The sequence below is a fragment of the Streptomyces sp. NPDC046862 genome, from assembly GCF_040704615.1.
GTDB lineage: Bacteria > Actinomycetota > Actinomycetes > Streptomycetales > Streptomycetaceae > Streptomyces.
On sequence record NZ_JBEYXP010000024.1, the window covers coordinates 136,707 to 152,653 of the forward strand.

Sequence of the window (15,947 nt, forward strand, 5' to 3'; positions counted from 1 at the left end):
TGTCCGTACCCCCTGGGTGACACCCCTGGCGGGGCCGCTTTCCCGTGCCGCCTGCCGGCATCAGACGTGCCCGCACGACGCTACAGACCGGGGCACTCGGACGACAGCGCCGAAGGGCAGCGAAACTTTCGAACCGGCGACACGCTTCGGGAACCGGGACGGGGTGCGGCGGTGCGGCCTTGCGGCGGCCTGCGGATATGGGACGGGAGAGGGCTCGCCCTCCTCGACAGCTGCGTAACCCAGGCGCCCAGCGGGACAGCCCTCAGTCGGGGAGCCGTTCCAGCGTCGCGGAGACGCCGGCCCGGTCGGCGACGTCGATCAGCGCCTGCCCCATCACGGAGACGGGCTCGCGCGCCGGGAGCACCAGGCCGATCCGCTCCGTGCGGACCGGGCGGACGAGCGGGACGGCGTGCATGCCGGCGGGGACACCGAAGACGTGCAGCCAGGCGTGCGGCACGATGCTCGCCCAGTGACCGGCCCTGACCTGTGCGAACAGGGAGGCGATCGAGTCGGTCTCGACCCGTGGGGTCACGGAGACGCCGACCGCCTCGAAGGCCGCCTCCAGGACCTGGCGCCCCTGCATCCCGGGGTGCAGCAGGCACAGGGGGTACTGGGCGGCCTCCTCCCAGGAGATCTCGGCCGGGCCGGAGTCGGGGGCGGAACGCCGGATCAGCAGGACGTAGCGCTCCTGGTACAGGGGGACGAACTTGAAGCCGTGTTCGACGACGGTGCTGTGATAGGTCACGGCGGCGTCGAGCTCGTACGCCTTAAGACGGTTGACGATGTCCACGGACTGCAGGTCGGCGAAGACCTGGACGGTCGCCAGCGGGTTGGCGGCGCAGAACGGCTGGGTCAGCAGGGCGACCGCCGTGGCGGCGGTCGGGACGGTGCCGATGCGCAGGCGGCCGCTCAGCCCGGCACGCAGTGCCTGGATCTCACCCTGCATCGCGTCCCGGTCGGCGAGGATGCGCCGCGCCCACAGGACGACCCGCTCCCCCTCCGGTGTGAACCCTTCGAACCTGCGACCGCGCCGGACCAGGGGGATGCCGAGCTCCTCCTCCAGTTTCCGGATGCCCTCGGACAGGGCCGGCTGGGAGACGTAGCAGGCCTGCGCCGCCTTCGCGAAGTGACGGGCGCGGGCAAGGGCGACGAGGTACTCGAGTTGGCGCAGCAGCACCTTCCCATGATCCCTCGCATCCGGCCGTCCCGCGCCGGTGGTCCCGCATCACGCTGCACTGATCGGTGCCGCCTGTCACGCGATAGGAACTTCCGCTTTGACCTGGTGCGACGCGCTGACGAAGAGTGTCGTGCGAACCGTCGGCGGGAAGAGGGCGTGGTGCTCGGTGCGGGACTTCGACGAACCGGATGAGGGCGAGCTGTCGGTGACGGCTCCCAAGACGTGGGCCACCGGCGCTCCCGCGGTCGTCCACGCCCTGAGGTACGCGCTGGGCCAGACGTCCCCGAAGCGCACCGCGCTGACCCTGCTCAACATCAACCAGGCGAAGGGCTTCGACTGCCCCGGCTGTGCCTGGCCCGAGCCCGCCCCGGGGCAGCGGCACCGCAACGAGTACTGCGAGAACGGCGCCAAGCACATCGCCGACGAGGCCACCTCGCGCAGGGTCACCGCGGACTTCTTCCGCCAGTACTCGGTGGACGAGCTGAGCCGGAAGTCCGACTACTGGCTCAACCAGCAGGGACGGCTCACCGAGCCGATGGTGCTGCGCGAGAGCGCGACCCACTACGAGCCGATCGGCTGGGACGAGGCGCTGGATCTGCTCGCCGGCGAACTGCGCGCCCTGGACGACCCGGACGAGGCCCTCTTCTACACCTCCGGGCGGCTGGCCAACGAGCCGGCGTTCCTGCTCCAGTTGTTCGCCCGGGCCTTCGGCACCAACAACCTGCCGGACTGCTCCAACATGTGCCACGAGTCCAGCGGCTCGGCGCTGAACGAGACCCTGGGCATCGGCAAGGGCAGTGTCAGCCTCGACGACCTCTACAACGCCGACCTCGTCTTCGTCGTCGGCCAGAACCCCGGCACCAACCACCCGCGCATGCTGTCCGCGCTGGAGGAGACCAAGCGCCGCGGCGGCCAGGTCGTCGCCGTCAACCCACTGCCCGAGGCGGGACTGCTGCGCTTCAAGCACCCGCAGAAGGCGCGCGGTGTCATCGGCCGCGGCACGGACATCGCCGACCAGTTCCTGCAGATACGGCCCGGCGGCGACCTCGCCCTGTTCCAGGCGCTGAACCTGCTGCTGCTCGAGGCGGAGGACAAGGAGCCGGGCACCGTCCTGGACCGCGAGTTCATCGAGGCGCACACCACCGGCTACGACGCCTTCGCCGAGCACATCCGCGACACGTCGTGGGACGCCGTGCTCGAGGCCACCGGGCTGAGCAGGGACGAGATCGAGCAGGTGCACGAGCGGGTCCTGGCGAGCCGTGGCGTCATCGTCTGCTGGGCCATGGGTCTGACCCAGCACAAGCACGGCGTGCCCACCATCCGCGAGGTCGTCAACTTCCTTCTCCTGCGGGGCAACATCGGCCGCCCGGGTGCGGGGGTGTGCCCGGTGCGCGGGCACAGCAACGTCCAGGGCGACCGCACGATGGGCATCTGGGAGCGGATGCCCCGTCCTTTCCTGGACCGTCTGGGACAGGAGTTCGCGTTCACCCCGCCGACGGCGCACGGTCTGGACTCGGTCGACTCCATCCGGGCCATGCGCGACGGATGGGCCAAGGTCTTCGTCGGCGTCGCGGGCAACTTCGTCCGCGCGACCCCCGACAGCGACGTCACCGAGCGCGCCCTGCGCAACTGCCGGCTGACCGCGCACATCTCGACCAAGCTCAACCGGTCGCACGCGGTGTGCGGACGTACGGCGCTGATCCTGCCGACGCTCGGCCGCAGCGACCGTGACGTCCAGGCGGGCGGCGAGCAGTTCATGACGGTCGAGGACTCCATGAGCGAGGTCCACGCCACGCGTGGCCGACTCGCCCCTGCGTCCCCGGGCCTGCTCAGCGAGGTGTCGATCATCACCCGCCTCGCCCGCAGGGTTCTGGGCTCCGAACCGGACGTCCCCTGGGCGGACTTCGAGACCGACTACGACCTCGTCCGTGACCGCATCTCGCGGGTCGTCGACGGCTTCGAGGACTTCAACGAGCGGGTGCGGCGGCCGGGCGGATTCCGCCTGCCGAACCCGGTCAACGAGCGGGTGTTCCGCACGCCCGGCGGCAAGGCCGTCTTCAGCGTCAACGACTTCACGATGCTCCAGGCGCCCAAGGGCCATCTGGTCCTGCAGACCCTGCGGTCGCACGACCAGTGGAACACCATCCCCTACGCGATGGACGACCGTTACCGGGGTATCAAGGGCGGCCGGCGTGTGGTCCTCGTGAACCCGGCCGACCTCGCCGACCTGGGCCTCGCCGACGGCGACCTCGTCGACCTGATCGGCGTCTGGTCCGACGGCTCCGAGCGCCGCGCGGACGCCTTCCGCGTCGTCGGCTACCCCACTCCCCCGGGTTCGGCCGCCGCCTACTACCCGGAGACCAACGTCCTGGTGCCGCTCGACAGCGTCGCGGACATCAGCAACACCCCGACGTCGAAGAGTGTGATCGTCCGCCTGGAGCGAGCAGCGACTGAGTGACATGTGTCACACCGGCTGTACTACTAAGCATGCCGGGTAGTTGATGACGCTCAGGTGACATATGGGACTTGTCCGGCTTGCCTCGATCCCTCGTCTCACCTGCCCCGGCGACGGTCTGCCCACGCCGCTCCGTCGCTCGTCCTCGTACGACCGCCGATTTCTGACGGGCTGACAGAATTCCGCGACCACCCCGGAAGCCCCACCAGCACCCTCCCGCACCCCTGACAAGGGCCCTCAAAAACTACGAAGCGACGTCGTAGCCGGGCCCTTTGTGCTCCGTGTGAAGGCCTCCTAAGAATGGCGGCCCTCGGGACCTTTCCGCAGTTCAGGAGGGGTTCTGCGCAGAGTCGGCCGGGCAAGGGCGCTCGGCGGTTACCGAATGAGGTCACGCATGGGGAAGCATCGCCACAAGAAGCACTACCGGCGCATGGTCATCGCCGCCGTCACCATCGGCGCCGTGGGTGTGCCGTCCGTCGCCATGGCCTGTGGCCAGTGGCAGGACGGCGAGGGACACCGGTCCCCCGGCTCCGAGAGGAGCAGCAAGGACTGGCGGAAGGATGCCGACCGGCATCACGGCCGACATCACGGCCGGCACCACGGCCGACATCACGGCCGACATCACGGCTGGAAGGACGACGAGGACAGCAAGCCCACCGCGGCGCCGTCGAAGACTCCGGCCGCTTCCGCGGGCACTCGGAAGACCACCGCGCCCAAGCCCAGGGCCACCACACCTTCCAGCGCTCCGAAGACCACGGCTCCCAAGCCCAAGGCCAAGACCAGCACGCCCTCCACCACGCCCTCCAGCACTCCGAAGGCCACCGCCACGGCGTCCGGCACCGTCGCTCGCATCGTTGAGCTCGTCAACGCCCAGCGCGTCAAGGCGGGTTGCTCGCGCGTCACCCTGGACGCGACCCTGACCAAGGCCGCACAGGCACACAGCAAGGACATGGCGACCCACCGGAACATGTCCCACACCGGATCCGACGGATCCTCCCCGGGCGACCGGCTCACGCGTGCCGGCTACACCTGGAGCACCTACGGCGAGAACGTCGCCTACGGCTACACCACTCCCGAGCAGGTCATGGCGGGCTGGATGGCCAGCCCCGGCCACAAGGCCAACATCCTCAACTGTGCGTTCAAGGAGATCGGTGTCGGTCTCGCAAGCACCTACTGGACCCAGGACTTCGCCACCGCCCGGTGAGCGGCATTCACGACGCGGCGGTCACCGGCACGGCGTTCACGTGTCCCAGGCGACGCGGAAGCCGGTGTTGCCGCCGGAGCTGTCCGGGCTGTTGCTGGTGCGCGCCGCCACGCGGTAGCGGTTGCAGTACGAGGCGTGGCACAGGTACGAGCCCCCGCGCATGACGCGGTTGTCGCCCTGGCGGGGGCCCACCGGATCGACACACGGCACGCCCTGCGCGTGGGTGGTGGCCCACCGGTCCGCGCACCACTCCCAGACGTTTCCGGCGACGTTGTGGAGGCCGTGGCCGTTGGGCTCGTACGCGCTGACGGGGGCCGTGCCGGTGTAGCCGTCCTCGGCGGTGTTGTGGAAGGGGAAGCGGCCCTGCCAGATGTTGCAGCGGTGCTCACCGTCGGGGGTCAGCTCGTCGCCCCAGGGGTAACGGGCCTGCTCCAGGCCACCCCTGGCGGCGTACTCCCACTCCGCCTCGGTGGGCAGCCGTGCCCCCTCCCACGCGCAGAAGGCGAGCGCGTCCGTCCAGGACACGTGCACCACCGGGTGGTCCCCGCGGCCGGACAGGTCGCTGCCCGGGCCCTCCGGTCGCGCCCAGTACGCCCCTCGCACCCCGCACCACCACGGAGTGCTGTCGGGCCGGGGAGACACCCTGCGCAGCTCGCCCGGCAGGAACTTGGCGAAGACGTACGACCAGCCGAACCGCTCGGCGTCGGTGCGGTGGCCGGTCGCCTCCACGAAGGCCGCGAACCGGTCGTTGGTCACGCAGTGCGCGTCGATGGCGAACGGGCTCACCCTGACCTCGCGGACCGGGCCCTCGCCGTCGCCGGGATTGACGTCCTCGTCCTCGCTGCCCATCAGGAACGTACCGCCGGCCAGGCGCACCGCGCTCTCACGCGGAACCGCGCCGCCCGTGCCGACAGGCGCTGTTGACGTGGCGATCGGAGTGGATCCCGAGTTCCGGCCGGGTGAGCAGCAGTGCGAGGACATGCGCGGCGTTACGTCCTTTCCGCGAGGCGTACGTCGGGGATGTGCGGGGCGTGCCAGGACACACGGGTCGCCCCGCCGGTGGGCGCGAGGCGTGTCTCCAGGTCCTCGGCCAGCGCGGAGCGGCCGGTGGCCCGCAGGTGTCGAGCGTACGCCGCTGGGTCGTTGTAGTAGGTGGGGCCGGTCTGGAGAGTGGTCTGCATCGGGTCCGGCAGAGCGCCGGGGCCACCCGCGTACCGCATCCACCACTCCGCCAGGTGCGAGCGCATCCGGTCGGCGAGCGCCGGCTCGTCCGCGAGCAGGTCGCGGGTCAGGTGCGGGTCGGCGGTGACGTCGAACAGCGACTCCCACTCGGCACGGAAGCAACCGGGGTGGTAGGTGCGGATGTAGAGGTGGTCTCGGGTTCGTACGGCTCGTTGGTAGGTGTGGGCGCCGTGGCCCAGGACGAGGTACTCCCGGGACTCGATCGGCTCTCCGCGCAGCGCCGCGGCGAACGACGTGCCCTGCCAGCCGGGCGGCACGGGGACGCCGAGCAGGTCGCACAGGGTGGGTGCGTAGTCGATGTTGTAGAGCAGGGCGTCACAGTGGCGGGCGTGGTCCGGGAGGTCGTCCGTCAGCCCCGGCCAGTACACGACCAGGGGCACGCGGTGGGTGGGCTCGTTCGCCAGGCCGTGTTCGGCGTACGAGCCCTGCTCGCCGAGGGACTCTCCGTGGTCGGCGCTGACGATGATCGCGGTGTCGTCGGCGATGCCCAGCTCCTCCAGCGTGCGCAGCAGATGGCCGAAGTGGTGGTCCCAGTACATGACGGCCCCGTCGTACCCGTTCGCGAGCAGTTCGAAGTCCTCGCGGGTGCGGATGGAGTCCGGCATGGCGTCCGGCACGACGGATGAGCGCGGGCCCCGGAAGTAGTGCAGGTCGAGGGCGCTGCGCGGGCCGTAGACCTCGGCGTGTTGGTCGATGGCGGCCTGGTCGGGCCAGGCCGGGGCGGGGCCCGACTCGGCGGCCCGGTTCACCCACTCCGGGCCGATGAGGTAGTCGGTGTGCGGTTCCCAGTAGGTCAGGTGCAGGTACCAGTCGTCCTGGTCGGCGTGGCGGCGGATCCAGTCCAGCGCGACGGCGTTGATCTCGTGTGCCTGCTCGTCGTTGATCTCTCCCGTGGCGCGGATGGCCTCGCGGAAGTTGCCGTGGAAGAAATACGCCCGGTGGCGCTCGGCGAACATCGAGACCATCGCCGTGTACCAGCCGTGGTCCTGGAGCCGCTGGCCGAGCAGCGGGCGGTCGCGGTCCGGCCGGTGCCCGGAGTCGAGCCGGAAGCGGGCGGCCTCGCCGAAGTGTCCGACGACGCCGTTGGTGATGCCGAACTGCCCGCTGGTCAGCGCGGTCCGCGAGGGCAGGCACGGGGAGTCGGAGCAGTAGTAGCGGTCGAAGACGACTCCGCGGTCGGCGAGCCGCTGGAGGTTCGGGGTGGTGGGGCGCTGGTATCCGTACGGCTGGGTGTGGTCGGCGCGCAGGGTGTCGACGTCGACGTAGATGACGCGCATGGGGGCCTCCGGAGGCTGCGGTCAGAGCGTGGTCAGGATGACGTGAGCGGCCACCGCCGCCCCGGCGGAGGGCACCGGCCGGCCCCGGGCGGCGCCGAAGCCGCGCGGAGTGCCGGCCCGCGACGGGTCGGGCTCGACGACGACGGGGTGGGGTCGGGTGGTCATGCGACGTGTACCTCCTCGGTCAGAGGGGTGTCGTCGGCGGCGGTGCCGGCGTGCACCAGGAAGACGCCGGCCTCGTGGCGCCAGGCTCCGCCGTCCCAGTGGGCGAAGGCCCGGGCCGGCAGGTCGACGGCGACCTCGGCGCTCTCGCCGGGGGCCAGGTGGACGGGCGCGAAGCCCGCCAGCCAGCGCACCGGGCGGTCCAGGGCGCTGTCCGGCCGGGACAGGTACACCTGCACGACCTGTCGGCCGGGGCGGGAGCCGGTGTTGGCGACCCGTACCGTGACCATCGGAGCGTCGCCCGGGCGGATACGGGAGGGCAGGGCCAGGCTGTCGAGACGCCAGGTGGTGTAGCCGAGGCCGTGGCCGAATGCGTACGCCGGTGCGCGGCCGGCGCGCAGCCAGGCCCGGTAGCCGATGTGCAGGCCCTCGGAGTAGTCGAGCCGGCCGTCCACGGGGCTGGTGGACAGCACCGGGACGTCTTCCTCGGCGGCGGGCCAGGTGGTCGGCAGCCGGCCGCCCGGCTCGCGCACGCCGAGCAGCACGTCGGCGAGCGCGGGGCCGAAGTCCTGCCCCGGGAACCAGGTCAGCAGCACCGCGGCGACCTCGTCGCGCCACGGCATGAGCACCGGGCTGCCGGCGTTCACCACGACGACCGTACGCGGGTTCGCGGCGGCCACGGCGCGGACCAGGTCGTCCTGGCGTCCCGGCAGGGCGAGCGTGGCGCGGTCCCGGCCCTCGCTCTCCGCCCGGCTCGTGGTGCCCACGACGACCACCGCCACCTCGGCGTCGCGGGCACGCTCGGCGGCGCGGGCGATCTCCGCCTCCGGATCGGACACGACCGGCAGCAGGCCGAAGGCCAGGACCACGGAACCGGTGAGGCTGGCCCCGTCCCGTGAGGTCAGGTCGTGCACGACCCTCAGCTCGATCTCCCGCCCGGCCTCCAGCTGGACCGGCGTTGAGGCGGTGGGCGGTACGAACAGCTCCGCCACCAGGACCTTCGTGCTGTCGGCGCGGAAGTCGGCCTCCAGGACCGGCTCGCCGTCGACGTACAGGACGGTGTGCCCGGCGGAGGCCACGGCCAGTTCCGCCGGGCCTTCCTCCCCGGGGCGGAACCGGGTGATGAGCTCCAGGGTGCGGGAGCCGGGCGGGGTGGTGCCGAACCACACCAGATCGGTGGCGAACCTGTTCTCGCCGAACACTTCGCCTCCGTCCTCGTCCAGGAACCGCGCCCGCAGCCCGGTGCCGCCGGTGACCGGGTTGGTGAGGGTGTGCGGGGGCAACGGCACCGGCGCGTCGGAGACGACCGTGCCGATGTCGTAGGAGACGGCCGCGCCCGGGAGGGCGGCCCGCAGGGCGTCGAGCGGCGACGTTGTGCCGGTCGGGACCACGGACGCGCTGCCACCGCCCTGGACGCGGGGCGTGCGGGCGACCTGGCCGCTGACCGCGACGGACCGCAGGTCGCCGGAGGACCAGGGCAGGCCGCCGGGGGCGTTGCGCACGAGGACCATGCCCGCCGCGGCCGCCCGGCGGGCGAAGTCAGCCGGGATCCGCGGGGCGCGATCCGGGAGCGCGTGACCGTCCAGCGCCCCCACCCGGGCGGCCAGCCGCAGCAGGCGCAGCACCTTCTCGTCGACGGCCGCCTCCGGCACCCGGCCCTCGCGTACGGCCGCGACCAGCAGGTCGCCCCACGGGCTCTTGGGGCCCGGCATCGCGAGGTCCTGCCGGGCGGCGGCGCTGGCCTCGGTGGAACGCACGGCCGTCCAGTCCGAGACGACCACTCCGTCGAAGCCCCACTCGGTGCACAGAGGATGCCGGAGCAGGTCGTTCTCGCTCATGGTCACTCCGTTGACCGCGTTGTACGCGGACATCACCGCCCATGCCCCGCCCTCGGTGACCGCCGTCTCGAAGGGAGCGAGGTAGACCTCGCGCAGGGTGCGCTCGTCCGCGCGGACGTCCACGGTGAGCCGGTCGGTCTCGGAGTCGTTGGCCACGTAGTGCTTGGGTACGGCCGCCACGCCGTGCTCCTGGAGACCGCGGACGAAGCCCGCGGCGAGCGCGCCCGACAGGAACGGGTCCTCGGAGAAGCACTCGAAGTGCCGGCCGCCGAGCGGGCTGCGGTGCAGGTTGATCGTGGGCCCGAGAACGGCGTGCACTCCCTTGGCCCGCGCCTCGCCCGCCAGTACCTCACCGTACTGGCGGGCGAGTTCGGTGTCCCAGGCGGCGGCCAGGCAGGTGGCGGACGGCAGGCTGAGGGAGGGGGCCCGCTCGTCCCAGTGCTCGCCGCGCACACCGGAGGGCCCGTCGGACAGGAGCATCGGCTCAAGACCGACGGCGGGTTCGGCATGGGTGCGCCAGAACGTCCCTCCGGTGAGCAGGCGGACCTTGCGCTCCAGGGAGAGCGAGGCGACCAGCTTCGCCGCCGTGTCGTCGTCGGTGGGCAGGGCGTCCGCGTTCGGGCGCGTCATCGTGCTCCTTGTCGCTCTGGAGGAGGGTGAGGAGAGGGGTGGGGCAGGGGTGCCGGTCTACGGGGCGGCTGGCGGCGTCAGCTCACCGGGGAAGTGGCAGGCCGCGCCGTGCGAGACGAGGTCGCCGACACCGAGTTCCGGTGTCTTCTCCGCGCAGATGGTGCGTTCGGGGCGGGTGAGCGGGCCGATGGGGCAGCGGGTGCGGAACCGGCAGCCGGACGGGGGGTCCTTGGGGCTGGGCAGGTCGCCGCGCAGGACGATGCGCTCCCGCTCGGCGCCGACCTGCGGGACGGGCGAGGAGGACAGCAGGGACACGGTGTAGGGGTGAAGAGGGTCGGCGTACAGCTGTTCCGCCGGACCCGTCTCGATGATCCGGCCGAGGTACATCACGGCCACCCGGTCGCTGATGTGCCGGACGACGGCGAGGTCGTGGGCGATGAACAGGTACCCGAGGCCGAGCCGGTCCCGCAGGTCGGCGAGCAGGTTCATGATCTGCGCCTGGATGGACACGTCCAGCGCGGACACCGGCTCGTCCAGCACCAGGCACCCGGGCTCGACGGCCAGCGCGCGGGCGATACCGACGCGTTGCCGCTGGCCGCCGGAGAAGGCGTACGGCAGCCGGTCCAGGTGCCGATCCGAGAGGCCGACGGTGTGCAGCAGTTCCAGCGCGCGGGCGGGCCGCTCGGCGGCGGGCACACCGCGTACCTCCAGTGCCTCGTCCAGGGCCTGGCGCACCGTGCGGCGCGGGTTGAGCGAGGCGTAGGGGTCCTGGAAGACGTACTGGAGGTTCCGCCGTGCCTCGCCGGCCGCCCGGCGGGACATCGCGGCGACGTCCCGGCCGCCCAGTCGCACGCTGCCGGCCGTCGGCTGGTTGATGCCGACCAGGGTCCGCGCGAGGGTGGACTTCCCGCAGCCGGACTCGCCCACCAGGCCCAGTGTCTCGCCCTCGCGCACGGTGAGGCTCACGCCGTCCACCGCGTACACCGCTCCGCTGCCGCGCCGGCCGAACCCGCGCCGCGTGCCGAGGTTCACGCGCAGGTCCGTGACTTCCAGGATGGGGGCGCCGATGGGGGTGCGGGAGTAGTCGGCGGCCGGGGCGCCGGTGTGCGCCAGGGCGCGTTCGGCGGGCGGTTCCGGTGCGCGTGGGGCAGCCGGGGGTGCGCCCTGCGGCTGGGGCGCGGACGGGGCGTCCGTGTCCGGCACGCGGGTGCCGGTGTCGGCTTGCTCGGGCACGCCCTCTCTCGTCGCGCCGGGCGAGCCGGGGCCGGAGGCTCCGGCCGTCGCCGCCGTCGCCGCCGTCACCCAGCACGCGGCCTCGTGCGCGGTGTCCTCGGGCGCGGTGTCCTCGGGGGCCGTGGCCTCGCGCGCCGTGTCATCGGGCAGCCGTTCCAGGACCGGTACGGAGTCCAGGCACTGTTCCCCGGCCAGTTCGCAACGCGGGTGGAAGGCGCAGCCGGTGGGGAGCCGGGCGGGGTCCGGGGGCTGGCCGGGTATGGCGAACAGGCGGTCGCCGGGCGCGGTGGCCGGGGCGTCGAGGCGGGGCATGGCGCGCAGCAGGGCGCGGGTGTAGGGGTGCGCGGGTGCGGCGAAGACGGTGGCGGTGGTGCCGGTCTCCACGATGCGGCCGCCGTACATGACCGCCACCTCGTCGCAGAGTTCGGCGACCACGCCCATGTCATGGGTGATCATGAGCACCGCCACACCGGTGCGGTCCCGCAGTTCGGCCAGCAGGCGCAGGATCTGGGCCTGGATGGTGACGTCCAGGGCGGTGGTGGGCTCGTCGGCGATCAGCAGGTCGGGGTCGCGGGCGAGCGCCATGGCGATGACCACGCGCTGGCGCATGCCGCCGGAGAACTGGTGCGGGTACTCGTCCGCACGCCGTCGCGGGTCCGGGATGCCGACGGTGCCGAGCAGTTCCACGGCCCGCTCGCGGGCCCGTCCGCGCGGTGTGCCGTGCACGACCAGGGCCTCGGCCACCTGACTGCCGACGGTGATGACGGGGTTCAGGGAGGCCTGCGGGTCCTGGAAGACCATGGCGATCCGGTCGCCGCGCACCGCCCGCATGTCCCGTTCCGGCAGCGTCAGCAGTTCCGTGCCGTCGAACCGCACCGAGCCGGTGACCCGGCCGGGGGCGGGCACCATGCGCATCAGACTGCGGGCCGTGACGGACTTGCCGGAGCCGGACTCGCCGACCAGGCCGGTGATGCGGCCGCGGCGGATGCGCAGGGACACGTCGTGGACGGCGGTGACGGGGCCGGTCGCCGTGTCGAACGACACCCGCACGTCGGCCGCGTCCAGCAGCATGCCGTCGGCCCTGACCGTGTCGTCCCCCGATGCTCTTTCGGTCGCGTTCGCGGTCATGATGTCCGGGTCACCGCCTCGTTGAGTGCGTCGGAGAGCAGGCTGAAGGCCAGGGCCAGCAGCAGGAGGATCACGGTCGGGCCCAGGACGTACAGGGGCGCGAGGGACAGGAAGCGGACTCCGGTGTTGAGCAGGGTGCCCAGGGACGGCTGCGGCGGCTGGATGCCGAGGCCGACCAGCGACAGGCCGGTTTCCAGGAAGACGGCCACGACCATGGCGATGGCCGTGTGCACGATGATCGGGTCGAGGGCGTTGGGCAGGATGTGCCGCAGGAGCACCCGCCACCGCGGCACCCCCAGTACCCGGGCGGCCAGCACGTATTCGCGCTGTTCCTGGGTGAGCAGGGCGGCCCGCGCCAGTCGCCCGTAGCCGGGCAGCAGCACGATGACGATGGTCAGCAGCAGGGCGGACACGCCGGGCTGGAGGATCAGCGCGATCACGATGCCGAGCACCAGGCCCGGGAAGCCGAGGATGACGTCGAAGACACGCTGGAGGAACATTCCGAGCCACCGGGACAGCCCGCCGGCGATACCCAGCAGGGTGCCGACGACCGCCGCTACGGGCACGCCGACGAACAGCAGCACCAGGTCGGAGCGCAGCCCGTACAGCGTCCGTACGAAGATGTCGCGGCCCAGTTCGTCGGTGCCGAACGGGTGGCTCCACGACGGGGAGACGAAGGTGGTGGCCGACTGCTGGTCGTAGCCGTCGCTGAGGACCGGCACCAGCAGCGCCGCCAGCACCAGCAGGCCGAGCAGGGACAGTCCGACGGCGCCGCGCGGCCGGCGTGCCGCGTGGAGGTAGCGCCGCCATCCCTCGGCGGGGCGGGGTGCCGCCGCAGCGGGTGAGGGTGGTGCGGTGTCCGGGACGGTGGTCGCCGTGCCGTCGGACGCGGTGTCCGCGGTGGTGCTCATCGGATGCCCTCCAGCCGGATCCGGGGATCGAGCAGGGACAGCCCGATCTCGGTGAGCAGTTGCAGAGTTACGGCGATACTCACCGCCAGGAGGACCAGCGCCTGGACGACGAGGTAGTCGCGCGATCCGGCGCTGGACACGGCCAGCGCCCCGAGGCCGTTGCGGGCGAAGACCGCCTCGACGACGATGGCGCCGCCGAGCAGTTCGCCCAGCCGCATGCCGAGCGAGACCAGGGCGCTGGCCAGGGAGTTGCGCAGCACGTGCCGGACGGTGATCCTCCGGGGCGAGGCTCCCTTGGCGACGGCCGTCTGGACGTACTCCTCGGTGTAGGCCTGTCGCATGGCGGACTGGATCAGCCGTGCCATGGACGCCGCTTGCGGCAGGGCCAGGGCGAGTGCGGGCAGCAGCAGGTACTGGATGCCGATCTCGGGGTCGGTGAGCATCGAGACCTCGCCACTGACGGGCAGGATCTGCCAGACCTCCCCGAGCAGCAGGGCGAGGAGCAGACCGGTCAGGAAGGCCGGGGTGGCAAGCAGCACCGTGCAGGTCATGTCCAGGAGGGAGCGGGCCCACGGGCGTCGGCTGGAGCCCGCGGCCACGCCCAGCGCGACGCCGATGACGATCATCAGGACGGCGGCGGCCAGGGCGAGTTGCACCGTGCTGCCGAACCGGTCCTCGAGCAGCGCGGAGACGGGCCGTCCAGTGATGTACGAGGTGCCGAAGTCGCCGCGCACCACCCCGGCCAGCCAGTGGGCGTACTGACTGACCAGTGGGCGGTCCATGCCGAGGTCGGAGCGGACGGCGGCGATCTGGGCGGCGGTGGCGTCGGGGCCGGCCACGGCGGCCGCCGGGTCGCCGCCGGCGAGGCGCGGCAGGACGAAGGCGAGCACGGAGGTGGCGATCAGCACCAGGACGGCGGACGGCAGGCGTCGCATCAGGAATCGGGTCATCGTGATCACACCCGGTACGCGTTGTCGAGGCGGAAGCAGCCGAGGTAGGTCAGGTCCACCCCGCGGGCCCGCTTGGAGCGGATGATGGCCGACCGTGTGGTCACGACGGACTGGCTGAACGCCTCCCGCTGCATGTACGCGGCCAGTGCCCGTACGGCGGCGTCGCGTTCGCCGCTGTCCGCGGTCGAGGCGCGGTCGATGGCCTCGGTGTAGGCGTCGGTGTGGAAGTGCGAGGAGTTGGTGGCGGCGAACGCCGGGTGCGAGCCGACGAGCGTGGCGGCCGACAGGTCGGCGATGCCGTAGCCGTTGATGAACATGTGGCCGAGCTTCCCGGCGGCCTGCCGGGTGGAGAACTCGACGGGGTCGATCACGCGCGTGCGCACGTTCAGCCCGGCGGCGGCCAGGTCGTAGCGGACGATCTGGGCGGTCGCCTGCGCGGCCGGGATCGCGATGACGTCGATCGTCACCTCCGCTCCCCCGGCCCCCGCCTGTTTGATCATGCTGCGGGCGCGGGCGGGGTCGTAGGTGTAGGCGTCGGACTGCGCCCTGCTCCAGCCCGGTTCCCTGTCCGTCCACCACAGGCTGCTGGCGCGGCCGTATCCGGCGAAGACCTGGTTGAGGACGCGTTCGCGGTCGACGGCGTAGCCGACGGCCCGGCGCACCTCGGGCTTGTCGAAGGGGTGCGCGCGCACGTCCATGCTGACGGCGTAGTCCACCGCGGTGCCGAGGTCGATGACGTAGCGGTCGTCCTTGGACAGGCCCTTGGCGTCCAGCGGGGCGACACCGTAGGCGATGTCCGCGCGCCCGCTGCGCACGGCGGTGACCAGCGCGGTCGAGTCGGTGATGCAGGGCAGGTCGATACGGTCCAGGTACGGGCGGCCGGAGGTGCGGAAGTGACGGTTGCGGGTGAGCGTGAGCTGCGAGCCCGGGATCCAGGACCGCCAGGCGAAGGGTCCGGTGCCGATCACCTCCTTGCCGCTGACCAGTCCGGCCGCGCTCTCCCGGTCGACGATGGAGGCCATCTCGAACATGTCGAAGAGGTTGCTCACGGGCTGGCCGAACCGGATGCGCAGGGCGTGGTCGCCGTCGGCGATCATGTCGGTGATGTGCGCGCTGACCGAGCGGGCCTGCGTGATCGCCGCCGGGTCCGCGGTCCGCTTCAGCGAGTAGACGACGTCCTCGGCGGTCATGGGCCGCCCGGAGTGGAATCGCACGTCGTCGCGCAGTCGCAGGGCGACGGTGCGTCCGCCGTCGGAGACCTTCCAGCCGGTCGCCAGCAGGGGCCGGGGGGTGCCGGTCGCGTCGTACTCGGTGAGGGTCTCGAAGACCAGGCGCCGCCAGACGATCGACTGGGCCTGGTGCGACTGGGCGGCCACCGGCCTGGCGTCGAGGTTCATCGCGATTGTGAGGGTGCCGCCCCGGCGGGCTCCGCCGTCGCCGGCCGCGCCACGGGCCTCGTTCACGGCGAGGCGACATCCGCTGGTCGTGGCCAGCCCGGTGAGCCCGAGCCCCGCGAGACCTAGAAGGGTGCTGCGCCGGGTCGGTGGCCCGGCTCTGAGAACGGCTGTCATGAGCGTCCCGTCTCTCCGTACGCCGTCACGGGCGTCGCCGCCCGGAGCATCGGGCGGCGTGCAGAGCACTGTAGGCCGAAAAACCATTCATGTGAATGGTTTGTTGCCGCTGTTTGTCCGAACACGCTCAGTGATGTATGCGAGGGGAGTGAACTACGCGAGAGGAGAC

General features: G+C 72.1%; 11 protein-coding genes. 2 read left to right on the plus strand and 9 right to left on the minus strand.

Annotated features, from left to right (window positions below; translation table 11 throughout):
* Window positions 1-262 precede the first annotated feature (262 nt).
* Window positions 263-1,177, minus strand: coding sequence for a LysR family transcriptional regulator (locus tag AB0959_RS26285; RefSeq protein WP_366829014.1), 915 nt, complete (start codon window positions 1,175-1,177; stop codon window positions 263-265).
* Between the two features lie 166 nt (window positions 1,178-1,343).
* On the opposite strand from AB0959_RS26285, the gene AB0959_RS26290 reads away from it, so the two are divergent.
* On the plus strand, window positions 1,344-3,635 hold the full coding sequence (locus AB0959_RS26290; RefSeq protein ID WP_366829043.1) for an FdhF/YdeP family oxidoreductase: 2,292 nt from the start codon (window positions 1,344-1,346) through the stop codon (window positions 3,633-3,635).
* 391 nt (window positions 3,636-4,026) lie between these two features.
* Window positions 4,027-4,836, plus strand: coding sequence for a CAP domain-containing protein (locus AB0959_RS26295; RefSeq protein WP_366829015.1), 810 nt, complete (start codon window positions 4,027-4,029; stop codon window positions 4,834-4,836).
* Window positions 4,837-4,872: 36 nt separating this feature from the next.
* Here AB0959_RS26295 and AB0959_RS26300 read toward each other — a convergent pair whose 3' ends face one another.
* The 8 genes from AB0959_RS26300 to AB0959_RS26335 are packed head-to-tail and all read right to left on the minus strand — an operon-like array spanning window position 4,873 to window position 15,778.
* A complete protein-coding gene (locus AB0959_RS26300) occupies window positions 4,873-5,817 on the minus strand; it encodes a formylglycine-generating enzyme family protein (RefSeq protein WP_366829016.1) in 945 nt (314 codons plus the stop codon).
* An 8-nt stretch (window positions 5,818-5,825) separates the two neighbouring features.
* Window positions 5,826-7,355 (minus strand): sulfatase, encoded by a 1,530-nt coding sequence (locus AB0959_RS26305; protein WP_366829017.1) that lies wholly within the window; start codon window positions 7,353-7,355, stop codon window positions 5,826-5,828.
* Between the two features lie 21 nt (window positions 7,356-7,376).
* On the minus strand, window positions 7,377-7,520 hold the full coding sequence (locus AB0959_RS26310) for a hypothetical protein (RefSeq protein WP_366829018.1): 144 nt from the start codon (window positions 7,518-7,520) through the stop codon (window positions 7,377-7,379).
* Complete coding sequence (locus tag AB0959_RS26315; RefSeq protein ID WP_366829019.1) at window positions 7,517-9,985, minus strand: glycoside hydrolase family 3 C-terminal domain-containing protein; 2,469 nt, start codon at window positions 9,983-9,985, stop codon at window positions 7,517-7,519. The genes AB0959_RS26310 and AB0959_RS26315 overlap by 4 nt, the downstream gene beginning before the upstream one ends.
* A 57-nt stretch (window positions 9,986-10,042) precedes the next feature.
* Complete coding sequence (locus AB0959_RS26320) at window positions 10,043-12,346, minus strand: ABC transporter ATP-binding protein (protein ID WP_366829020.1); 2,304 nt, start codon at window positions 12,344-12,346, stop codon at window positions 10,043-10,045.
* Entirely contained in the window at window positions 12,343-13,257 is a 915-nt protein-coding gene (locus AB0959_RS26325) for an ABC transporter permease (RefSeq protein ID WP_366829021.1), read from the minus strand. Before AB0959_RS26325 ends, AB0959_RS26320 begins: the two co-directional genes overlap by 4 nt.
* A complete protein-coding gene (locus AB0959_RS26330) occupies window positions 13,254-14,207 on the minus strand; it encodes an ABC transporter permease (RefSeq protein ID WP_366829022.1) in 954 nt (317 codons plus the stop codon). Before AB0959_RS26330 ends, AB0959_RS26325 begins: the two co-directional genes overlap by 4 nt.
* Before the next feature lie 5 nt (window positions 14,208-14,212).
* Entirely contained in the window at window positions 14,213-15,778 is a 1,566-nt protein-coding gene (locus tag AB0959_RS26335; RefSeq protein WP_366829023.1) for an ABC transporter substrate-binding protein, read from the minus strand.
* Window positions 15,779-15,947 lie beyond the last annotated feature (169 nt).

Excerpts from the sequence above, each read along its gene's own strand:
- AB0959_RS26310 (WP_366829018.1), bottom strand. The coding sequence starts at position 7,520 with ATGACCACCCGACCCCACCCCGTCGTCGTCGAGCCCGACCCGTCGCGG.
- AB0959_RS26330 (WP_366829022.1), bottom strand. The coding sequence starts at position 14,207 with ATGACCCGATTCCTGATGCGACGCCTGCCGTCCGCCGTCCTGGTGCTG.
- AB0959_RS26335 (WP_366829023.1), bottom strand. The coding sequence starts at position 15,778 with ATGACAGCCGTTCTCAGAGCCGGGCCACCGACCCGGCGCAGCACCCTT.
- AB0959_RS26300 (WP_366829016.1), bottom strand. The coding sequence starts at position 5,817 with ATGTCCTCGCACTGCTGCTCACCCGGCCGGAACTCGGGATCCACTCCG.
- AB0959_RS26320 (WP_366829020.1), bottom strand. The coding sequence starts at position 12,346 with ATGACCGCGAACGCGACCGAAAGAGCATCGGGGGACGACACGGTCAGG.
- AB0959_RS26305 (WP_366829017.1), bottom strand. The coding sequence starts at position 7,355 with ATGCGCGTCATCTACGTCGACGTCGACACCCTGCGCGCCGACCACACC.
- AB0959_RS26325 (WP_366829021.1), bottom strand. The coding sequence starts at position 13,257 with ATGAGCACCACCGCGGACACCGCGTCCGACGGCACGGCGACCACCGTC.
- AB0959_RS26315 (WP_366829019.1), bottom strand. The coding sequence starts at position 9,985 with ATGACGCGCCCGAACGCGGACGCCCTGCCCACCGACGACGACACGGCG.
- AB0959_RS26295 (WP_366829015.1), top strand. The coding sequence starts at position 4,027 with ATGGGGAAGCATCGCCACAAGAAGCACTACCGGCGCATGGTCATCGCC.